The organism is Rubellimicrobium mesophilum DSM 19309 (genome assembly GCF_000600335.2).
GTDB classification, from domain to species: Bacteria; Pseudomonadota; Alphaproteobacteria; order Rhodobacterales; family Rhodobacteraceae; genus Rubellimicrobium; species Rubellimicrobium mesophilum.
On record NZ_KK088565.1, the window covers coordinates 15217 to 33968 of the forward strand.

Consider the following 18752-nt stretch of genomic DNA (forward strand, 5'->3'; position numbering starts at 1 on the left):
GAGTTCGCCGTTCAGCTTGGGGGCCAGCGAAAGAGGAGTAGGGTTCTCGAGAAACTCGCGAAGCTCGTCAGACAGATTCAAAGGTAGTCGCTCCTCTCAGGGCGATCAGGGTGGGTAAGCAGTGTGCGTCCCGATTGCTCGAACCCTGCCGAGGCAAACTGTCGGAGCGATGCGGACTGGTCGTCAAGGTTACTTCCGCACTCGACGGAAGCCCTGCGGTTTCGGATCGCCTTCGGTCGGGCGGACCCACGGAATCTTAGTGTTTCGCCGGCCCAATGTTGGCTACGTCATCGAGGCATCACCAGTGTTCCTTCGGGCGCGCCTCGTCCCGCGGCAGTGATCCATGAGTCCGTTCAGGAATGCTTTGGTTCCAACGCTCCAACCTCGAACGCGCGAGCCTACTCCGCTGCCTGTTGCCGGCTATCCACGGGTGTCAGTTTCTCAATTGTTTCCATCGAGCTGCCTTCTCAGGCCAAGTCTGGAGAGCGAAAGTCCGCTTGGACCGGCGCGCCAAGCGCCAGGCGGTCGCGCGGGGTGACGAGTGCTTCAGGCGGTGCTGGGGGGAAAGACCTCCTTTGACAAAGGGTCCGAGGACATCCTGACGGCGATGGTCTCAGGCGGCTGGCTATCTCGACGGGCCTGCCTGTGGTCCGCCTGCGGCGATCCAGCCCGGCCCCGCCAGATCCTTCCCGAGCGGACCATGGTGCGGCTCACCGGCATCGAGTTCTGGCCCAAGTGGCCGGGGGCGGCACCCCTCTTGGGCGGGACCTATGTCGAGCCCGACGTCGTCCTTCGCTTTGAGGTCGGCGAGCCGGCCGAGCCCTACACCATCATCGTCGAGGCCAAGTACGAGAGGGGCGGCGAGGGCGGGCAGTACGGCGAGCAGTGGGCGCGGGAGTGGATCGCCTGCGGGGCCGAGCCCGACGAGGCCTCGCGGCATCGCGTCCTTCTTGCGGTCGGCGGACTCCTCGGGAGCCGGGAGGTCACGGTTGACCGCCTGACGCCAGCGATCGGGCGCATGAAGCAGACGCTGGGGGTTCCGGGTGATGAGGAGATCCTGACCTGTGCGGCCGGCTGGGCCGACATCCTGGCGGTCGTCGCGGAGGACGCGAGAACCGAGGCCGATTTGGGCCGGCGTCTCGTGCTGGAGGATATCGTCGAAGGGCTGGGCCTGCACGGCTATCTCAGGCTCCTGATGTTCGACGACCTCCTGCCGCTGTTCGAAGCTCTTAACGGCGACTTTGAGCGGTCCCTCAGGGCCATTGGACGCCTTGACGGCGCCGGTGCGGCCATGCCGGCCGGACCGCCTGACCTGCCGACGCTCGGTCCGCCCGCCAGCATGATGAGCTTTTCCGGACTCGACCGCCTGCTGCCGCTGACGGCCGGTCCGGGCGACTTTCCCCGATTGGAGACCTCTTCATGCCTGCCGATCCCAGACGTACCGCAGCCATAGCCGATGTGCGGCGCGCCTATCGCCTGCTCTGGGCCTACCAGCGCCAGATTCTCGATACGATCAAGATCATTGAGGGGGCATTCCCGAACCACGGTTTCGAGTGGTGGAACAACCGACTCTACAATCTCCCGACCCGTGGCCGGAATCCGGCACGGCACTGGGCCTGGGATCTCCTCCCGTTCTACAATATATCTGCTTTCTATCTCCCGGCCGGGCCCGCCCCTAGGGTGCCAGCGCCTGAGCAATGGATGCTTCAGATCCGCATCATCTCGGATGACGCCTACGAGAGTTATGAGGGGAAAGGCGAACGGGACGCGCGGGGCTTTGCGGATGCGGCCGGGTCGCGTTCGAGTCTTGCCTTGCTCGGGTGGAAATGCACCGGCCAATACGATGGGCCCTGGATCGACGGCCTCTGGAACCATGCCGAGTATCCTGACGGCGACGGCAAGGCCTCCGTGCAGTCCGACCCGCCAGTTTCGGTAGTCCGAAAGACCTTCGACATCGCGGACTTGGGCACGCGCGAGGAGGTCGAGCGGGCCGTCGAGGCGTTCAAGGGAGTGCTCCGCAGGGAACTGGGGCTGATCGTGCCCTGATTGACGCCGGAGGGCCACGATATGGAAAAAGCCCTCGGTTGAAGGGCGCCGGGAAGAGGGGTGGCTTGCGCCACCCCCGGGTACCCGATCCTTCACGGGCACCGGCGTCAGGTCAGGCGTCGTCGCATCTCGCGCACGACGCTTTCGCGGACGCGGAGCTGACTTTCGATCATCTCCCGGCCGGACGCTCTGCGATAGGCCTCTGCCAGAACCTGTTCCGCGGTGCGGATGACGCGGGCGAGCTTGTCCTCTCCGCGGCGGTCTTCCGTCTTTTGATGCTTCATGCCTCGAGCCTCCATGCATAACGGCTCGCCGGAATGGCGAGCGCACATCTGCATCGGGAGGTACGGGAGAGACTCACGTCATGGGGCGGCGAGTATCATACCCGCGCTTCCGGTTCAAACCTTTGTTGCGTCACAGCTCCCTGTCGGGCCGGGGGGCAGGGCCGAACGGAAGCGCCAAGGCGTTCCAGGTGTCATGAGGGCCCCCGGAGGCAGAAGCCTACGGGCTCGCTCCCCGCACCGGGCTTGGCAGCTTGCTCGCGGGCGAGCTCCGCCACGATCCGCTCGGGGTCCGTAAGGCCCATGAGGCTCGCCCGTCGATGCGCCGCTACGTAGTCTCCGGGCGTGAGGAGGTCGAGCGCGGCGAGGCCGACCGGCGCCGGAACGCCGAAAAAGTGCAGGAAGGCCGCCCGCGACTGCGCCGGTTCGAGCGGGCGGAAGCCGACCTTGAAAGTGAAGCGGCGCAGCGAGGCCGGGTCGAGCCTGTCGGCGAGGTTGGTCGTGCAGGCGAAGGGCAGGGGATGGTCCTCCATCCAGGTCAGCATTTCGTTCACCTGGCTCACCTCCCAGGTGTGTCGCGCGCCTTCGCGGCTGGCGAGAAAGCTGTCCGCTTCGTCGAAGACGAGAAAGGCCTGCGACTCGCGCGCCGCGGCGAAGGCGCGGGCGATCAGCCGCTCGGTCATGCCGACATAGGGCGAGATGAGGTCGGAGGCGCGCCTTTGGATCACTTCCAAGCCCATGGCATCGGCGAGCCGACGGGCGAATGCGCTCTTGCCGGTGCCGGGCGCGCCGGTGAAGAGGAACGAAACACGGCGGGCTGCCCCGGGCTCGCTCAGGCGTCTGACCAGCTCGGCCACATCGACATCGGCGCTAACGAGGTCGTCCCGCAGCGCAGCGGGCGCGACTGCGATCGGCGGCAACGTGCGGCCGCCGTTCATGGCACGCGCCCCCGCCGCAGCGATCCGGTCGAGGTCCTGAAGGCTTCCCCCCGAGAGCCGGGCTCCCCGGAGAGCCGAGGCGATAATGGCTGGCGGCGTCTCATGCCGCTGCGCGAGGCGGCGGGCCTCCTCGGGCGTCAGCGCGACGCCCTCGCGCAGCGCCAGCCGCGACCAGACGGCCGCGCGCACGGCCGGGCTCGGGCGCCGGATCTCTGCAGCAAGCGTCATCCGCCGCATCACCGCCGGGTCGACCCGTTCCACATCGTTGGCGGTCCAAAGTGTGGGCACGGGCGTGGTCTCGAGGATGCGATGGAGGTAGACCCGCGACGTGGCCGAGCGCTGGCCCCAGAGGCCGGCCAGAGCATGGGGCAGGAGGTCGTCCATCTCGTCGAACAGGATGAGCGCATCCTTGGCCCCGCCCACGAAGCGCTGCCCTAGGCGCAGCGACGAGAGCCGTTCGCTTGCGGAGGGGCTGTCGCCGTCGTCGTCGGCCTCGCCCACCGCGAGGAGCCTGAGCCCGAGTTCGGCCGATAGGGCCTTGCAGAGCTCGGTCTTGCCGGTGCCGGGCTCGCCGTAGAGGAGGATGTTGACACCCTGGGCCCGCTCCGCGACAGCGCCCCGGAGGAGGCGCGCAATCTGGTCCCGGGTTTCGGCGACATGGTCGAAGTCGGACCAGAGCGTCTCGGGCGCGGGCGGCGTGTCGAACAAGCGGCCGAGCAGGTCCTCGACGTTTTCGATTCGCTCGTCGAGACGGACGCGCAGACGTTGGGAGAGGCCGTAGCCCTTGCCCCACCCGTGCCGCCGTCCCTGCTCCTCGGACAACACGAGGCCACTGTCGATAAGTCGGCCCCGCGAGGCGAGGGCCTGTCGGATGGCGGCTAGAGGGCGGCCCGTCATGGCCGCTAACGCCTCCTCGCCCCTCATGCCGGCGCTGTCGGTCAGGGCCTCGAAAAGACGGCCCAGGGGCTCGCCCCGCTCGGCCCGCGCGATGACGACGAGGCAATCGCGCTCGATGGGATCGAGTCCGAGCCAGTCGGCAAGGAGATCGAGGTTGCGCGCAACATCATCGGGCCGAGAGCGCATGTAGGTCCGAAGGCCGGCCTCGATGGCGGCGACAAGGCCGGCACGGTTCGGCACGGGTGTCTGCAGCCGCCGTCCCCGCGGGCCCTCGTGCTCCCAGCCGAGCTCCAGCTCGCAATTCTCGGCCCATTCCGACAGCTCCCGGAGCGCCCGGCCGCTGCGGGGGAGTACGCGCGCGAGGCGCAGGGCAGATACGAGAACAAGGCGAACAGCGTATCGACCGGACATCCAGAACTCCGTGGCGGTTGTTCGGTCCAGATACTGGCGCGGTGTGACAGGATCGGTCGCAGGGCCCACACCGGCACATTGCAAGTCAGCGGTTTCGGGCGCCGTATAGGGAGCAGGAATCCGAGCCACAGAGTCAGCCGGCTTCGGCAGCACGCCGCGCCACGATTTCGCCTTAAGGGCGTGGTGCCTGTCCCTGTCGAGACTGACTGCGGCCCAGACGGCCGCAGCCTTGGCCTTGTTGTCCATCCCTGCGCCCGTGCTGGCGCTGCCGTTCTTTGTAAGGAGCACCTATGTCGGTTTTCACCCGTGCCTTCCCCAAGTCGATCGCCCATCCGGACGGGTCGCTGGACGATTGGCTCGCTCGGCAGGTTGACGACAATCCTTGGTTCTCGGACCTGCTGGCCCGCTGGGAGCCGGCCGGAGGGGTGCGGGCCGACGCGGAGCCGCATCTGCGCCTCGCCGTGCGGGACGGCTACCTCAACTTCTATCGCAACGGGCAGTCGGTCGCGAAGGTGGAGTTCGGGCCCAGGGTCGGCCTGCGCGCCGAGGTCCACGCCAAGTATGTGGAGGGCCCTGATGCGAGTCTGGGCCGGCTCTACCGGCGGATCACCTCCGGCCAGACTGCGGAGGCATCGGTTGATATCGGCGCGTGGATCGAGGAGGCCGACGGCTACAGCGGCGACGAGAAGCGCTTTGTCGAGGAAGTGGTGGCCGTGAGCCGCGACGTCATTGACCTGGAGATGGCGCTTCCCGCCATCGACCTACCGGCGGATGTCGCGCCCGTAGGACCCGACGGCAAGCGGCATCGTGTTGCGCCCCGGATCGACCTTGTCGCACTGGAGCCTGCGGGTCCGGGATGGCGGCTCGCGCTATGGGAGGCGAAGCTCGTCGACGACGGTCGCATCCGCTGTGAGGGCGACGAGAAGATGCCCGAGGTCAAGAAGCAGATCGAGAACTACAAGCTCTGGCTGGAGCATGAGGGGCACGAGGAGCTGGTCCTGGACGCCTACCGCGCGACCTGCCGCATCCTGGTTGGCCTGCACGGGTTCGTCGCCGCGCGGATCAATCTCGCGATCGGCCCGCTGGGCGAGGGCATCCGGGCCGTGGCTGAGGGAGCCTCCCTTCTACTCGATAAGGATGTGCGCCTGCTGATCGACGCCCGGAAGGAGAAAACCTTGAAGTGGGAAAGCTTCGAGGACAACGGGCACAAGGCCAAGCTCGAAGGCCGCGGCATCCATCTCCAAATGGTGCGCGACGACAAGGCCCTGCGGCTGGTCGGTCGTCCGTGACGCTGACGCTCACCGTCCATCGCGGCACGCGCGAGATTGGCGGAAGCTGCATCGAGGTCGCGCATCCTTCGGGGGCGCGGCTGGTGCTCGATGTGGGCCGGCCGCTCGAAGCGGAGCGGGGCGCGCGGAACCTTCTGCCGCGGACGCTCGATCTGACGCGCCCTGCCACCGTGATTCTGAGCCACTCGCATCAGGATCACTGGGGACTTCTCGAGGAGGTGCCCTCCGACTGGCCCGTCTGGGCCTCGGCGGACACGGCGGAACTCATGGCCGTGGTGCCCGACCTTCTCGGAACGCCGGCGAGCCGCGGCCTCCGGACCTGGCCCCGGCGTGGCGCTCCCCGGCGCTCGGGCCGTTCCGCGTGACGCCCATCGCAACGGACCATTCGGCCTTCGACGCTGCCATGCTCCTGATCGAGGCAGAGGGGACGCGCATCCTGTATACCGGCGACTTCCGGCGGCATGGGCGCAAGGCCGCGCTCGTGGACCGGCTCATGGCCGGTCCGCCCAAAGGCATCGCGGCCCTCGTAACCGAAGGCACGAACCTCGGCCAGGACAAGCCGGTGGAGAGCGAAGGCGCACTTGAGGACAAGTTCGTCGACCTCTTCCGCCGCACCAAGGGCCGGGTCTTCGTCGAATGGTCGGGGCAGAACATCGACCGCACAGTCACGCTCACCCGGGCGGCCATGCGGACGGGACGGATCCTGGCCATCGACCTTTACACGGCCGACGTGCTCGAGCGCATCAGTGAGGGCACGCGGCTGCCCCGCGCCGGCCATCCCGCCCTGAAGGTGGTCATCACCGGCCGGCTGGCCGAGCGCTACCGCGCGAACGGGCGAGGCGAGTTCGTGGCCCGCATGGCGCGGCACGGGATCAGCGCGGCGCGGCTCGCGACGGGGCGGCATGTGGTGATGCTGCGTGGGGCCCTCATCCCGGACTACGCGTGGAAGGGCGTCTCGCCCACGGCGGAAGACGCCTATGCCCACTCCACCTGGCGCGGATATCTCGCCCGGGACAGCCGCGCGCTGGACTGGTGCCGGGCGGGCGGCGCGGAACTGGCATATCTCCACACGAGCGGCCATGCTTCGGCGGCCGACCTGCGCGCCTTCGCGGCGGCGGTGCGGCCCGGGATCGTGGTGCCCGTGCATGGCGCGAACTGGGACAGCGAGGCCGAGGGCTTCGGACCGGTGCGGCGCCTCGCGGATGGCGAGCCTCTGGTGATCGGCTGATGCCGGAGGAGGGGGGCGGGGAGAGCGGCCGGGTACCCACCATCGTCGTGGGCGACATCCATGCCGATTTCGAGACCTACCGCGCGCTCCTGCGACGGGAGGAGTCCAGGGCCGGCCGGCGCCTTCCCTCGATCCAGGTCGGCGACTACGGCATCGGGACCGGCTCGGAGTTGGAGGCCCGCGAGGTGCGTCGCTTCCACCTGGCCAACCGCCGACACCGCTTCATCCGCGGCAACCACGACGCGCCGGACGAGGTGGGCCTGGCGCCCGGATTCATCGCGGATGGCACGCAGGCAGGGCGCGTCCTGCTCCTTGGCGGCGCTGAGAGTGCCCGCCACGGCCCGCGGCCCTGGGAGGACACCGAGATGAGCGAGGAGGAGATGGCCGATGTCTTGGGCTGGCTCCGCGAGAGCCCGGGCCCGGAGGTCATCGTCAGCCACGACGCACCGCAAAGCATCGCGGAGCGCCTTTGGGCTGAGCGGGAGGCAGGGACCGATCCGCTCCGACCCGGACCGGGACGGAGCGGCAGATTGGCCACGTCTCGCACCCGGCATTTCCTCGACGAGGTCTACCGGCTGGTGCAGCCCAGGCTTTGGCTCTTCGGCCACTGGCACGAGTCCTGGGCCCATCAGGACGGAGCGACCCACTTCCGCTGCGTGGGCTATCACGAAGCCTTCACGCTGGACCTGCCCAACGAGGTCGGGCGTGCCTAGCCCGGCCATCACCTCGCGGATCGCTGAATGGGCAACCGTGAATGTGACATCTTGACATGACTATATGTTGACATCTGGTCATCGTCGTCCTATCCTTGGTCATGTCCGACGGTGATCTTTCCCTCGACGACCTGAGCGACCTGTCCGGGGTAGAGCGCCGGACCTTGAGGTCCTGGGTTGCCGAAGGTCTTCTGTCTCCCCCCGGTGAAGATGGGTCGCGGCGCCATGTACCCTCGCGCGAATCTGGATCGAGCCCTGGCCATCAGAGCCCTGCGGGACATCCATGGCGCGTCCCGGACGGCCATCCGCGAAAGGCTGCTCTCCGCCAGCGACCGCGACATCCGCCGCCTCGCGGAGGAGGCCGGGCCGCTCGTCGCGGCAGCCGTGCCGGCGCCCTCCTCGGCCCGGGCCTATGTCGCGCGCCTGCAGGAGGCGGTGCCGAACCCTAGGAAGCCGCCCATGCCTCCGAGGGCCATTGCGTCCTCGAAGGTCCCGGCGACCGCCACGACCGCGGGCCTCGAAGCGCTGCTGGCGGTACTGGAGGCCAAGACCAGGGTCCCCGCGGGCACCCGCACTCGCGGCACCGCCCGCTACCACATCCCCATCACGCCGGACCTCGAGCTTTCCGTGCGCGGCGAGATCTCCCCCCAGGAGCGCGCCATGCTGGAACGAGTCGCCGACCTCATCCGCGCCATCCTGACAGGAGGACTGAACCATGACGATGCATAGACTCGCGCTCTCGGCCGGATTCGACCGGAGCATCGCCTGGGCTCAGGGCGGCTCCGTCCGGTACCTCGTGGCCCGGGTCGAGGCGTTGCCTGCGACACCGGAGGACCGGGCGGAGCGCGGGCCGCTGAACATCGCGCTGGCCATCGACGCGAGCGGCTCGATGGGGGGAGGCAAGCTCGAGGCGGCCAAGCGCGCGTCCCTGGCGCTCCTGGGCAGGCTCTCGCCGCGGGACCGCCTGACGGTGGTGTCCTTCGCCTCGGACGTGGTGACGCATCTGCGCGCCGTCCCGATGGACGAGGCGGGGCAGGTGCAGGCCTCGCACGCGCTGGGCCAGCTGCAGACGCGGGGCAACACGTTCCTGTCCGGCGGCTGGTTCGCTGCGGTCGACGCCTCCGCCGAAGCGGCCGAGTGGAACCCGGGCCTCACGCCCCGAGTGGTCATCCTGAGCGACGGGCACGCCAACGAGGGCATCACGAGCCCCGATGCGCTGGCGCATCATGCGGGCGAGCTGCGCCGGCGCGGCGTCATCACCTCGACCCTCGGCATTGGCGACGGCTATGACGAGGCGTTGCTGGCGGCCATCGCGGAGAATGGTGGCGGCCGGCTCCATGACGCCGAGCGCACCGACGAGATCGAGCATGTGCTTCTGGGTGAGATCGGCGAGGCAATGGCGCAGGTGGCGGACGCCGTGCATCTGTCGCTGACCGTGCCGGCAGGCGTCCGGGCCGAACCGCTGGGCCTGTCGGCCGCGGAGGCGCAGCCCGGACGGCTCGGCCTGTCCTTGGGGGGGCTCTCGGCCGGGGTCCCGCGGACCGCCGTGATCCGGCTCTTCTGCCCCACAGGCGAACCGGGGACCGGCCTCGACGTCGTCCTTTCCGCCAGCGCCACGGCCAGCCGCTCCGGCGACCACCTGGACGCGCCGGAGGTTTGCTGCCGGCTAACCTTCGGCATGGGCCGGGAGAACGACAGGCAGCCCCGCGACGAGGCGCAGTCGACGGACGCCGCCCGCGCCTGGCATGCCCATGTCCTCCGAAGAGCGGCGCTGCTGAACCGCGACGCCGACATCCACGAGGCCCAAACCTATCTCGGCCGGGAGCTGGCCCATTTCACCCGCTTCGCGCGAGAGCTTCCCGGCGGGCCGGAGATGATCGAACAACTCGAGCTGGTGCGCCGGCGATCTGACCGCCGCTGGGGCGAGCGCACGCGCAAGGAGATGGTGCTGCACTCCGCCCTCGCCGAGCGCTCGGGTCTCGACCACCGCGGCACGAGCAGGTCGCACTGGACGGCCCACATCGCGAACGAGCCTGATGCATCGTGATCGTCACGTCGATGCTCGAACCCTTCCACGCCCTGGAGACCGCCGCATGACGGGGATCGCAGACTATCTTGGAGCCTTTCGCCGGCCTGTTCCCGCTTGGTTGATGGAGGTGGGTTCCGTGGAGGCAGCACGCGCCGACCAGCGGCGAGCGCTCCTGCGTCGCTTCCTTTCGGAGCGGGTCGTCTTCTATCCCGGCAGCGGGTCGGACGGCCAGCCCGTCGCACTCTTCAACCAGACCCATGCGGCCCATTGCCATGTCTATGTGGACTACCTGCTGAAGCGGGAGGATCTGCTCCACAAGCTCGTGACGGACGGCTTCCTCGGCTATCGCCTGCAGGCACGGGTGGATCTGGAGGCGTCTGATTTCGGGTCAGTCCGGTATCATGCGCCGCCGCAGAAGTATCGTTTCGAGCCGGTCAAGCCATACGGCTTCGTCCAGGTGTTCGAGAGGGAGGCCGGACTTGGCGAGTCCCATGGCGCAGCGCGGTTCGCGGTCCTGTTTCTGGGCGCGGACGGACACGCAACCTATGACGCCCTGTTCTGTCAGGAAAACGGAGTGCCCGCGCCTTGGTGCATGGTCCTTCAGGATCATGGCTTCGGCGGGAACTACAGCGACTTCGGTGCGGGAGGCCTGACCCATCAGGTCGCCCGGGCTTGCGGCGTCTATCCCGAATTCATGCTGAAGGCCGACAACACCCGGATCTGGCCCGGCTACGAGGAATGCCTGGACAGCCAAGGCGGGACATTGGACACGTCCGGATTCGGGGCGAGCTACATGGGCGGGCGGCGCAGCCTTTGGGTCAGGACCGCGACGCGGGGCCTCAGATCAGATCGACCGGCCCGAGAATCCGATGCGCGACGTCCGGAGGCCATGGCCGGTGCGGGCAGCGGCCTCGACGGTGGGACGGCGGGATCGGCAGGAGGGGTGTGACCCCCGGAAACCGCTCGTCCGGGCCATTCCCGGATGGGCATCCAAGCGTTTCGGTCCGCCGGACCCGGAACGACATCGGCGGCATCAAAGCAGGGCAGGCATGACGAATTGGTTCGAACGACTGACGGGGTTCCGCGAGACGGGCTACGCGGCCACCCGTGCGCGGCTTCGCGTCGAGGACGGGTTGCTGCATTCCGATGCCAGCGACCGACGGGCCGCCGTGGGGCGGCTCGAGCTCGTCTCGCTGGCGGAGCTCAGGGAGCGGGCGCAGGGGGTCGTCGTGTCCGGCCGGCTTCGCCTCGGGATCGTTCAGGGCGACGTGCGCGGAATGCATCTCGAGGCCCGCAACGAGGGCGCCCTTTTCCAGGTCGCCTCGCAGTTCAACCTTCTCGAGATGGTGTCGCCCGAGGTGACCCCGGAGGAGGGGGTCGCCCGATACGAATGGGACCGGACGCAGGGCCCCGCCTGCGCCATCGCCGCGGGCGCCGGGACGATCTTCCGCAACTACTTCGCCCCCGTCGACGACCAGGAGGGTCAGACAGCCCTGCGCCAGCTCGACGGTCTCCGGGACCTAGGCGAGACCCTGGCCGCGCGTCTCGGAGTGGCGCCCGGCACCCTTTGGCAGATGGAGAACGGCTACGCCTTTCCGACCGGGCGCAGCCTCTCCATGATCAGCGCTCATCTGAAAAAACAATCGGAGGCCGACCTCGACGGACTACGTGGTCTCCTGAGGGTCGGGCTCCAGAGCGATGTCGAAGTCACGGATGGCGACCGTATTCCGGGGCCGCTGGTGAGCCAGATCTACTGCTCGGCCCTTCCGGTCGGCTACTCGGAACTGGATCGCCGTTCATGGACCGAGTTCGCCTGTCTCGTGCAGGAGGCGGCCTATGAGACCACGCTGCTGGCGGCCGTCCTCAACGCCGCCCGTGGCGCGTCCAGGCGGGTGCTGCTGACGCGTATCGGTGGCGGTGTCTTCGGCAACGACGACCGTTGGATCAGCGCGGCCATCCTGCGCGCGCTCCGGCTCGTGAAGGCGCACGATCTGGAGGTGGACATGGTGAGCTATGGCGTCCCATCGAAGGACATGCGCGAACTCCTCGCAACCTGGCAAGCCGAGGCTCATCAGGACGCCTGAGGCGACCGCGACTCAGACGGGCGAGGCCAGAGCAGCGACGGAGCGCCGCCAGTCCCGTCTCCTCCGCGCCGCTCGCATCGGTCCGGACAAACGGTCGCGCGTCCATTGCTACCCAGTCACGCCTCTTCCACATGCATCCTGTAGAACCGGAAGCTCCTGCCATCCTGCTCGACGAGGTATCCGAAGGTCCTGCCGAGCCGCGCCGCCGTCAAGGCATAGCGCCCCATCTTCTCTTCTTCGTTCGCGAGATAGGTAAAATAGTACGGGCGATGCTTCCTGAGCATGGTCGTGACAAACGCCATCACATTTCGGTAGACAGCGATCGGCTTCTTCGTCTCCAGCAATTCGCTCGACCACGACGTCCGCTCCGGCAGCGGCTCGAACCAATTCCAGGCGGCTTCGTCCTCGTCGTAAGTCACGCGGCGGCTCTCCAGTTGGAGAACGCAGAACATGAAGCCATGGCTCTCCGTGTCGTACGAGGCCTCATAAGTGATGTCATCGACGGTGAACTTCTTTGTCTCGCTCGGCAAATCGTGACCTCAGTTACTGGACGCCTTCGCGCACGTGTCTTCAATGCGGATCAAGGTGGCGGCCTTCGCCAGTCACTCCGTTGGCATCCCGGTCCGCCTTCCAGCGGGAATCCTATACCGGTTGGGTCGCATATTTGAGGCGGATCAAACCCTGCGGCGAGAGAAAACCGGGATGAGAGCTTTCATAAGTGGGCGCAAAAAATCGAGCCCTCGTCGGCAGGACGAAGCTGCCTGAGAACCATGGCTCTGATGCATCGAGTCCGGCGCGAAGCCTGCCTTAGCATCCGGGTCATTCTTGCAGCCATGCAAAGGATGCTGGACCTTCACCGCATGCAATAGGAGCTCGAATGAACAGGGCAAAAGAGGAAGAACGTCTTCGGCACGCCGAAGCGAGGGAGGGCCTGACGGCAGAACAGGTCGCCGACCTCGACCGGCACGAGGTGGAGGAGACCGCCAGCAAGGCTCGTCTCGCTGGCCTGCATGCGCGCCTCTTTCCCGAAGAATACGGCTTCTACTACGACGACTCGGTCGACGCGAAGCGGCGGGCGCGGGGCGAGAACCCCATGTCGCAGGATTACATCGATCGCACCAGCGGCCGCCGTCAGGCGCTGGGCCTCGCTCCCTATTCCGGCGGCTACGGCGGAGGGGAGTCGGACACGCAGGGATGGGTCAGACGGATGGTCCATGACGGACGGCAGGACGAGCTGCTGGCCTTGGCCGATCGCTATGCCGAAGAGGACGAACGCCGCCGCCGCGAGGAGACTCCGACACTCGAAGGCATCCCGCCCGAGAAGCTCGGCGCCGAAGTCGATGCCTATCTCCTTGACTGGAAGGGCTCGCGCCTTGGTCAATGGTCAAAGGAGGAGACGGAGGTGCTCGGCATCTACGGCTTCTTCCTGGGAAAGAATGCCAGCGAGAAGGTGTTCGAGAGCCTGGTTCTGCGGGAGTTGCGCCGCCTAAATCCGGCCGAGGAGGAGGACACGCTCCGCGGGCGCATGGGCTTCGCCAAGAGCTACTGGATCGAAGCCTATTGCGGGTGACCGGCAGCCCCCGGACCGGCGCCATCTGCATCGCCGCACCACCTGGCCTGCCCCGGGTGGGGCTGCTCAGCGGGCCGCCCGAAGCAGATCGCCCAATTCGACCACGCCCAGGCGTTCCAACCGCATGAGGAGGGCCGTCGGGCTGCGGCCATGCTCCTGCACGAGGTCGGGCAGGTCCCTCGTTTCATGCAGGAAGCCCACCACGAGCCTTTGGTCCTCCGCGGGCGTCCAACGTTTGCCTTTCGCGGGGAGGGGTCCGGCGAAGTCCGCTTCGGCATAGTGACGGATCCGCGCATCCATGGCGGGTGAAATCGCGATGAATCCGGGTGGCAGGAGATCCACCACGCCCGCGGGCCGAAGCCGGTGATCCGTTCCGGATGGCGCCTGTGAGGCGCTGCCCGGCCCGTCGGCCCTGTCCTTCGCGGCCTCGGCGGGCCAGAGGAGGTCGTGAAGGATCCCGGCCAGCACGCGGGCATCGGCGAGGGCGGAATGCGCGCCCCGGCCGGAGAAGGTGGCGCCAACCCGCCCCGCGAGCGTTGCAAGGGAATACTTGCCTGGGCCCAGCACCGCTTTGGCCAGGTTGAGCGAGCAGTTGATGGGAGGGCAGGGCGGGTGCCCCGCCCAGACGAGCTCGGCTTCGAGGAAGCGTTGGTCGAAGGAGGCGTTGTGGGCCCAAAGCGGGGTCGCCGGCTCTCCGACGAAGGCCAGCCAGTCCCCCGCGATCTCCCTGAAGGCAGGCTTGTCCGCCAGAAACGCCGTGGTCAGCCCGTGGACATTGGCGGCGACCCAGGGAACGTCCCGGCCCGGGTTGATGTAGGCGTGGAACTCGCGACCCGAGGGGCGGCCCTCGATGAGCTCCACCGCGCCGATCTCGACAATGCGGTCGCCGGATGCAGGCGAGAAACCGGTGGTCTCCGTGTCGAAGACGATCGCGCGGGGCGGCATCCTGATCTCCGACATCGGTTCAACTCGTGACAAGGAAGCGTCCTTTCGGTGTCCGGGCCTGCCCCTGATGGGTGCAGGCCAATGCGCTGGCTGGTTCGCCCGTGTTGTCAGGCAGCCCGGCCCCTGGCTCTGTGCGTCGTCGAGAGCCCGAATTCGTCCCGAAAGGAGGCCGGCTGCGCGGCCAGGGTCGTCGGGCCCGGGTGAACGGTCCAGAAGGCGGAGCGGGAGGCGGTCATCGGTCGCACCCTGTTCAGTCCTTCACGACCGGGTAGAAGGGCCGTCCCCAGTCCTCCTGGGCGTGGGTCATCATGATGTCCGCCATGATCGGAACCAGGCAGCCCAGGATCTCGGCGCCGTCGCGCAGTTGGTCGCGGTTGACGCTGGAGCCCCAGGTCGCGCCGCCGTGGACGATCTGGTTGCGCAGAACGTAGAGCCGGTCGAAGAGCATCGACAGGATCGCCACCGTGTCCTGCCGCGCCAGGGCCGCGTGGAACGCTCTTCTGGCTGTGGCGAAGCGGGTCTCCCAGTTCTCGTAGCCGGGCTGGCCGTTGTGGTGGGACCAGAACGGGCCGTAGACATAGCGGTTCTCCAGAAGCAGCCGGATCGGCCCGGAGAATCGCTCCCATACGCAGGCATAGAGCCGTCGCTCTGAGTCGAGTTGATCCAGCTGCCCGAAGAACCAGGCAAAGGCGCCGCGCTCCCCCTGGGGTCTCTCGCCCAGGACGTCGCTCTCGTCGGCATAGGCGGCGTTGAAGGCGATCCACAGGAACAGGAACATGGCGGCGGGATCGGTCGGCTCGGATTCCGCCCGCGCGAGCCAGCTCAGAGTCCGATGGATCCGCAGGCCGAAGGGCTCCGGGAAATCCGACCTGATCGCCCGCTGGCGTGCCTTGAGCGCCTCGAAGCCCAAGTCCCTCCTTGTCGCGGCGGAATAACCCATGACCCTGAACCCTGCTAAGTCGACCCCGCGATGTTGACAGATGCGACGCCGCGTCGGGAGCGGACGCGGGCGGCTCCCGCGGCACGAGAGGCGGATTCGCCACAGTCGCAGGCGTTCGCTTGGCTCCCATGTACCCGCCTCTGGTCCGCAATCGCCAACCCGACATGGCACTTCCTGCGAAGGTGCCAGCGGCCTGTCGGGTCTAGGTTGATCGCCCCGTCCGGCATAGTCGACTAGCCCTATCGGGGGTGACCGATCCTGTCGCAGTGCCCTGTCACTGTGCCTGCATGAACGGATCGGCAGCACAGGAGACAGATATGACCTTGGGATCATTCACCGGGCGGAAACCCCCAAGGCTCACGGAGATCGAGATAGCTCTCAACGCCCACCAGCTTGAGGAGACCTGGAACGCGATCGGGCCGCTTTGCGTGAAGCGCAGATACGGAGATTACGGCATCGCCCTCCTGAGAAGCTCCGAGGCCCTGCCGGTCTGGGTTTACCCCCGGGCCATGGCCTCCGATCCGCTGACCTCCATTTCGGAGGACGCCACGGGGGTGGAGACCTTCGCCGACTGGTCCGCAGCGGCGGAGGCCGGATGGCAGGTCGACTGAGCCGGGTCCAGCCGGGCGAGGTTGGCGGCAAGCTCGCGCCGCAGGATGTCGCGCAGCTCGGGAGGCTCGACGATCTCGACCGCTCCGCTCCAGGTGAAGACGTGGCGGGCCAGTTCGAGCAGCCCGCCCGCCCGGAAGGCCACCTCGAGGCGGCCGTCCGGCAACTCCCGGACCTTCTGCTGAGGGTGAAAGATGAAGCGCGCTGCTTCCTGCGCCACCGGGGCGTCGAAGCGGAGGACAATGTCCCGGGGTTTCTCCTGGAACAGCCCGAAGGAGCGGCTGGCGTAATCGCGGAGGTCGAATGCGGGGTCGGGCCAGGCGGCTCGCGCCAGGACCTCCGGCGACGACATCCGGTCGAGGCGCCAAAGGGCAGGGGCCCCCCAATCGTTCAGCGCGCCCACGAGATAGGAGCGCGCCCCAAACAGGAGCCCGCGCGGCGCCACCTCTCGTCGCTGCGGCACGGCCCCCGCGGCCGCGTAGTCGAAGGCCAGCACCGACCCGGCCTGGAGCGCCGTCTGACAGCTCTCCAGGATACCGGCTGCAAGACGCTGCTGCGGACCCGCTACGGCCACGGGAAGTTGCGCAGCCTTCAAAGCCTCGAGGTCCGGTTCGATCCGCGCCCGAGCGGCGGCCCGAATGGCGGCCAGAATCTTGAGTTCGAGCGCAGCGAGGCGCTCGGAGCGGACAGCCTCACCGGCCGACTCGAGAGCCGTTTTGGCGAGGGCAAGCTCCGCCAACTCCTCGGCCAGCGGAGCCACCATGTTGGGAGAGAGCCCGCCTACGATCCGGTAGCGCCGGCGGGATCCGTCGAAGAGGACATCCATTGGGAACACGGTTTCGAGCGCCGCACGCATTCGCTGGACGGTGCGGACAACGACGCCCATTTCGGCGGCCATCTCGGCTACGGTCAGGCCCTCGGCGCATCCAGCCAGGCGAAGCGCCAGCTCAAGGTGGCGGGCCACGCCCAAGTGTCGTGCGTCGTCGCTCATCAACCGGTCTCCCCTCGGCGGCTCGTCTCCCAACCGCACACAAGCGCTGATCCTATGACAAGACTGGTCGTGTCTATCTGCCGCTCGGCTTCCTCAAATCGGTCACAGTCGCTAGCTCTGATATGGCGAGTTTACAAGTTCGGGAGGTTTTCGTGATCCACACTCGGACGAGCCAGAGTCATCCACTCTATGTCAGCGACCTTGCCGTGGGGCCGGGCCGGCTTGGCCTGACCATCTGCCCGGGCAAGAAGGGGGACAGCGTTTTCGGCGCACCCTGGGACCGGGACCTCGGTATGGATCTTGCCGCAGTCCGCGACTGGGGCGCTACGGCCGTCCTGACGCTCGTGGAGCCGCACGAATTGCGGATGCTTGGGGTGGAGCGACTGGGCGAGGCCGTCCGCGCGCTTGGGATGGAATGGCACCACTTCCCCATTCCGGACCTGGGCGCGCCGAAGGATCTTGACCGCTCTAGCTGGTGGAGGCTCTCGACCCGGCTGCACGGGATACTCGACCAGGGGGGCCGCGTGCTGGTCCACTGCCGCGGCGGGCTCGGGCGCGCCGGCACCATGGCCGCGCTCCTGCTGACCGAGCGCGGCGACACGGCCCAGGAGGCGATTGCGCGAATCCGCGCTGTTCGGAAGGGCGCGATCGAGACTGCCGTGCAGGAGCGGTTCCTCGCCAGCCGCGCGGCCCTCCCCGACGCACGCACGGAACGCATCCGCGCCTCGCTCTTCGGCGGAGCCATCGGCGATGCGCTCGGGGCCGCGATCGAGTTCTGGAAGCTTCCGCAGATCCTGCGCCGCTTTCCGAATGGTGTGGACGAGATGCTGCCTTATGACGGGCGCCTGGGGGCCATCACCGACGACACGCAGATGACGCTGTTCACGGCCGAAGGCATGATCCGGGCCATGGTGCGCGGCATCGGCAAAGGCGTCTGCCATCCGCCGTCGGTGATCCACCGTGCTCTCTTGCGCTGGTATGCCACCCAAGGCGCCCGACCGGCGCGGGAGGTCTGCGCCGTGGGCCTCGTCGAGGACCCCCGCCTGCACCGCCGGCGCTCGCCGGGTATGACCTGCATGGCTGCTTTGGGGGCGACACGGGCGTTTGGCGATGTTGCGCGCAATGACTCCAAGGGATGCGGCACGATCATGCGGGTGGCGCCCGTAGCCTTCATGGGCGGAGACCTGGGGCAGGTCGAGACCATCGCTTTAAAAAGCTCGGCGCTCACGCATGGCCATAGGACAGGGCAGGAGGCTGCCGCCGCCTGGGCGCTCATTCTGGCAGACGTGCTGCGGGGCACGAGAGTCGAGACGGCTGCGCTCGGTGCTGCGGAGCGGTTCGGGACGGAAACCGCCCGGGCGATTCGATCCGCGCTCAGCGCGCCGCGGGATGGTCGACCAGGTACGGTCGAGAGCCTGGGGGCGGCTGGATAGCGGAAGAGGCTCTCGCCATCGCGCTCTACGCCGGGCTGGCCTCCACTTCCTTCGAGGACGGACTGCGCATTGCCGTGACGCACGGCGGCGACAGCGACAGCACAGGCGCCATCGCAGGCAACCTGCTGGGCCTGCTCTACCCGCAGGAGGTCATGGCGCATCCGTGGCGGCGCGAGATCGAGTGCGCCGACGTGATGGAGCGCCTCGCTCGGGACATAGGAGCCTGCCTTCGCAACCCGGCTGTCTGCGACGACGAGGCACCCGGCGGAATCGAGGAGCGCTACCCCGGCTGTTGAGAGCGGCGGGCCGAGCCCGCCGCCGCCAAAGCTCCCTCTCCCTGCTGTGCCC

General features: G+C 67.9%; 17 protein-coding genes and 2 pseudogenes. 13 read left to right on the forward strand and 6 right to left on the reverse strand.

All coding sequences use genetic code 11. The features are described from left to right. Window positions 1–700: 700 nt before the first annotated feature. The gene (locus tag RUMESO_RS09120) at window positions 701–1453 is read left to right on the forward strand and encodes a hypothetical protein (protein WP_156362802.1); all 753 of its coding nucleotides are present in this window, start codon (window positions 701–703) and stop codon (window positions 1451–1453) included. Then, window positions 1420–2046, forward strand: coding sequence for a hypothetical protein (locus RUMESO_RS25055; RefSeq protein WP_156362803.1), 627 nt, complete (start codon window positions 1420–1422; stop codon window positions 2044–2046). The genes RUMESO_RS09120 and RUMESO_RS25055 overlap by 34 nt, the downstream gene beginning before the upstream one ends. Before the next feature lie 107 nt (window positions 2047–2153). Here the strand turns inward: RUMESO_RS25055 and RUMESO_RS25060 are convergent, their stop codons facing one another. Both RUMESO_RS25060 and RUMESO_RS09130 read right to left on the reverse strand, forming a co-directional pair. Beyond that, the gene (locus tag RUMESO_RS25060) at window positions 2154–2330 is read right to left on the reverse strand and encodes a hypothetical protein (RefSeq protein ID WP_156362805.1); all 177 of its coding nucleotides are present in this window, start codon (window positions 2328–2330) and stop codon (window positions 2154–2156) included. Window positions 2331–2521: 191 nt separating this feature from the next. Continuing rightward, window positions 2522–4573, reverse strand: a complete 2052-nt coding sequence (locus RUMESO_RS09130) for an AAA family ATPase (protein WP_051521166.1) — start codon at window positions 4571–4573, stop codon at window positions 2522–2524. Window positions 4574–4863: 290 nt separating this feature from the next. Here RUMESO_RS09130 and RUMESO_RS09135 point away from each other — a divergent pair, with 290 nt between their 5' ends. The 9 genes and pseudogenes from RUMESO_RS09135 (at window position 4864) to RUMESO_RS09165 (ending at window position 11916) form a co-directional block, all read left to right on the forward strand. Further along, a complete protein-coding gene (locus RUMESO_RS09135) occupies window positions 4864–5862 on the forward strand; it encodes a hypothetical protein (RefSeq protein ID WP_051521167.1) in 999 nt (332 codons plus the stop codon). Next, window positions 5859–6227, forward strand: coding sequence for an MBL fold metallo-hydrolase (locus tag RUMESO_RS26255; RefSeq protein ID WP_211262830.1), 369 nt, complete (start codon window positions 5859–5861; stop codon window positions 6225–6227). The genes RUMESO_RS09135 and RUMESO_RS26255 overlap by 4 nt, the downstream gene beginning before the upstream one ends. Further along, the gene (locus tag RUMESO_RS09140) at window positions 6224–7090 is read left to right on the forward strand and encodes an MBL fold metallo-hydrolase RNA specificity domain-containing protein (RefSeq protein WP_082483531.1); all 867 of its coding nucleotides are present in this window, start codon (window positions 6224–6226) and stop codon (window positions 7088–7090) included. Before RUMESO_RS26255 ends, RUMESO_RS09140 begins: the two co-directional genes overlap by 4 nt. Then, the gene (locus RUMESO_RS09145) at window positions 7090–7803 is read left to right on the forward strand and encodes a metallophosphoesterase family protein (RefSeq protein WP_037279804.1); all 714 of its coding nucleotides are present in this window, start codon (window positions 7090–7092) and stop codon (window positions 7801–7803) included. The genes RUMESO_RS09140 and RUMESO_RS09145 overlap by 1 nt, the downstream gene beginning before the upstream one ends. Before the next feature lie 101 nt (window positions 7804–7904). Then, window positions 7905–8015: pseudogene (locus tag RUMESO_RS28475) on the forward strand (MerR family transcriptional regulator); the annotation flags it as partial. Window positions 8016–8028: 13 nt separating this feature from the next. Then, window positions 8029–8532, forward strand: a complete 504-nt coding sequence (locus RUMESO_RS27070) for a hypothetical protein (protein WP_037279805.1) — start codon at window positions 8029–8031, stop codon at window positions 8530–8532. After that, window positions 8519–9850 (forward strand): vWA domain-containing protein, encoded by a 1332-nt coding sequence (locus RUMESO_RS09155; protein ID WP_037279806.1) that lies wholly within the window; start codon window positions 8519–8521, stop codon window positions 9848–9850. Before RUMESO_RS27070 ends, RUMESO_RS09155 begins: the two co-directional genes overlap by 14 nt. Before the next feature lie 46 nt (window positions 9851–9896). Next, window positions 9897–10781, forward strand: coding sequence for a hypothetical protein (locus tag RUMESO_RS09160; RefSeq protein WP_156362811.1), 885 nt, complete (start codon window positions 9897–9899; stop codon window positions 10779–10781). Between the two features lie 100 nt (window positions 10782–10881). Then, entirely contained in the window at window positions 10882–11916 is a 1035-nt protein-coding gene (locus RUMESO_RS09165; protein WP_037279809.1) for a hypothetical protein, read from the forward strand. 116 nt (window positions 11917–12032) lie between these two features. Here RUMESO_RS09165 and RUMESO_RS09170 read toward each other — a convergent pair whose 3' ends face one another. Then, on the reverse strand, window positions 12033–12368 hold the full coding sequence (locus RUMESO_RS09170; protein ID WP_156362813.1) for a hypothetical protein: 336 nt from the start codon (window positions 12366–12368) through the stop codon (window positions 12033–12035). Between the two features lie 518 nt (window positions 12369–12886). Between RUMESO_RS09170 and RUMESO_RS09175 the strand changes: the two genes are divergently transcribed. Continuing rightward, window positions 12887–13486, forward strand: a complete 600-nt coding sequence (locus tag RUMESO_RS09175) for a hypothetical protein (protein WP_156362815.1) — start codon at window positions 12887–12889, stop codon at window positions 13484–13486. A gap of 66 nt (window positions 13487–13552) precedes the next feature. On the opposite strand, the gene RUMESO_RS09180 is transcribed toward RUMESO_RS09175, so the two are convergent. The 3 genes from RUMESO_RS09180 to RUMESO_RS09190 form a co-directional block, all read right to left on the reverse strand. Then, on the reverse strand, window positions 13553–14431 hold the full coding sequence (locus tag RUMESO_RS09180; RefSeq protein WP_156362817.1) for an exonuclease domain-containing protein: 879 nt from the start codon (window positions 14429–14431) through the stop codon (window positions 13553–13555). A 250-nt stretch (window positions 14432–14681) separates the two neighbouring features. Next, complete coding sequence (locus RUMESO_RS09185; protein ID WP_051521170.1) at window positions 14682–15371, reverse strand: HEPN domain-containing protein; 690 nt, start codon at window positions 15369–15371, stop codon at window positions 14682–14684. 496 nt (window positions 15372–15867) lie between these two features. Then, window positions 15868–16971 carry a helix-turn-helix transcriptional regulator gene (locus RUMESO_RS09190; RefSeq protein WP_051521171.1) on the reverse strand — a complete coding sequence of 368 codons (1104 nt, stop codon included), beginning with the start codon at window positions 16969–16971 and terminating at the stop codon, window positions 15868–15870. A 122-nt stretch (window positions 16972–17093) separates the two neighbouring features. On the opposite strand from RUMESO_RS09190, the pseudogene RUMESO_RS09195 reads away from it, so the two are divergent. Further along, window positions 17094–18700 (forward strand): annotated as a pseudogene (locus RUMESO_RS09195) (ADP-ribosylglycohydrolase family protein). Window positions 18701–18752 lie beyond the last annotated feature (52 nt).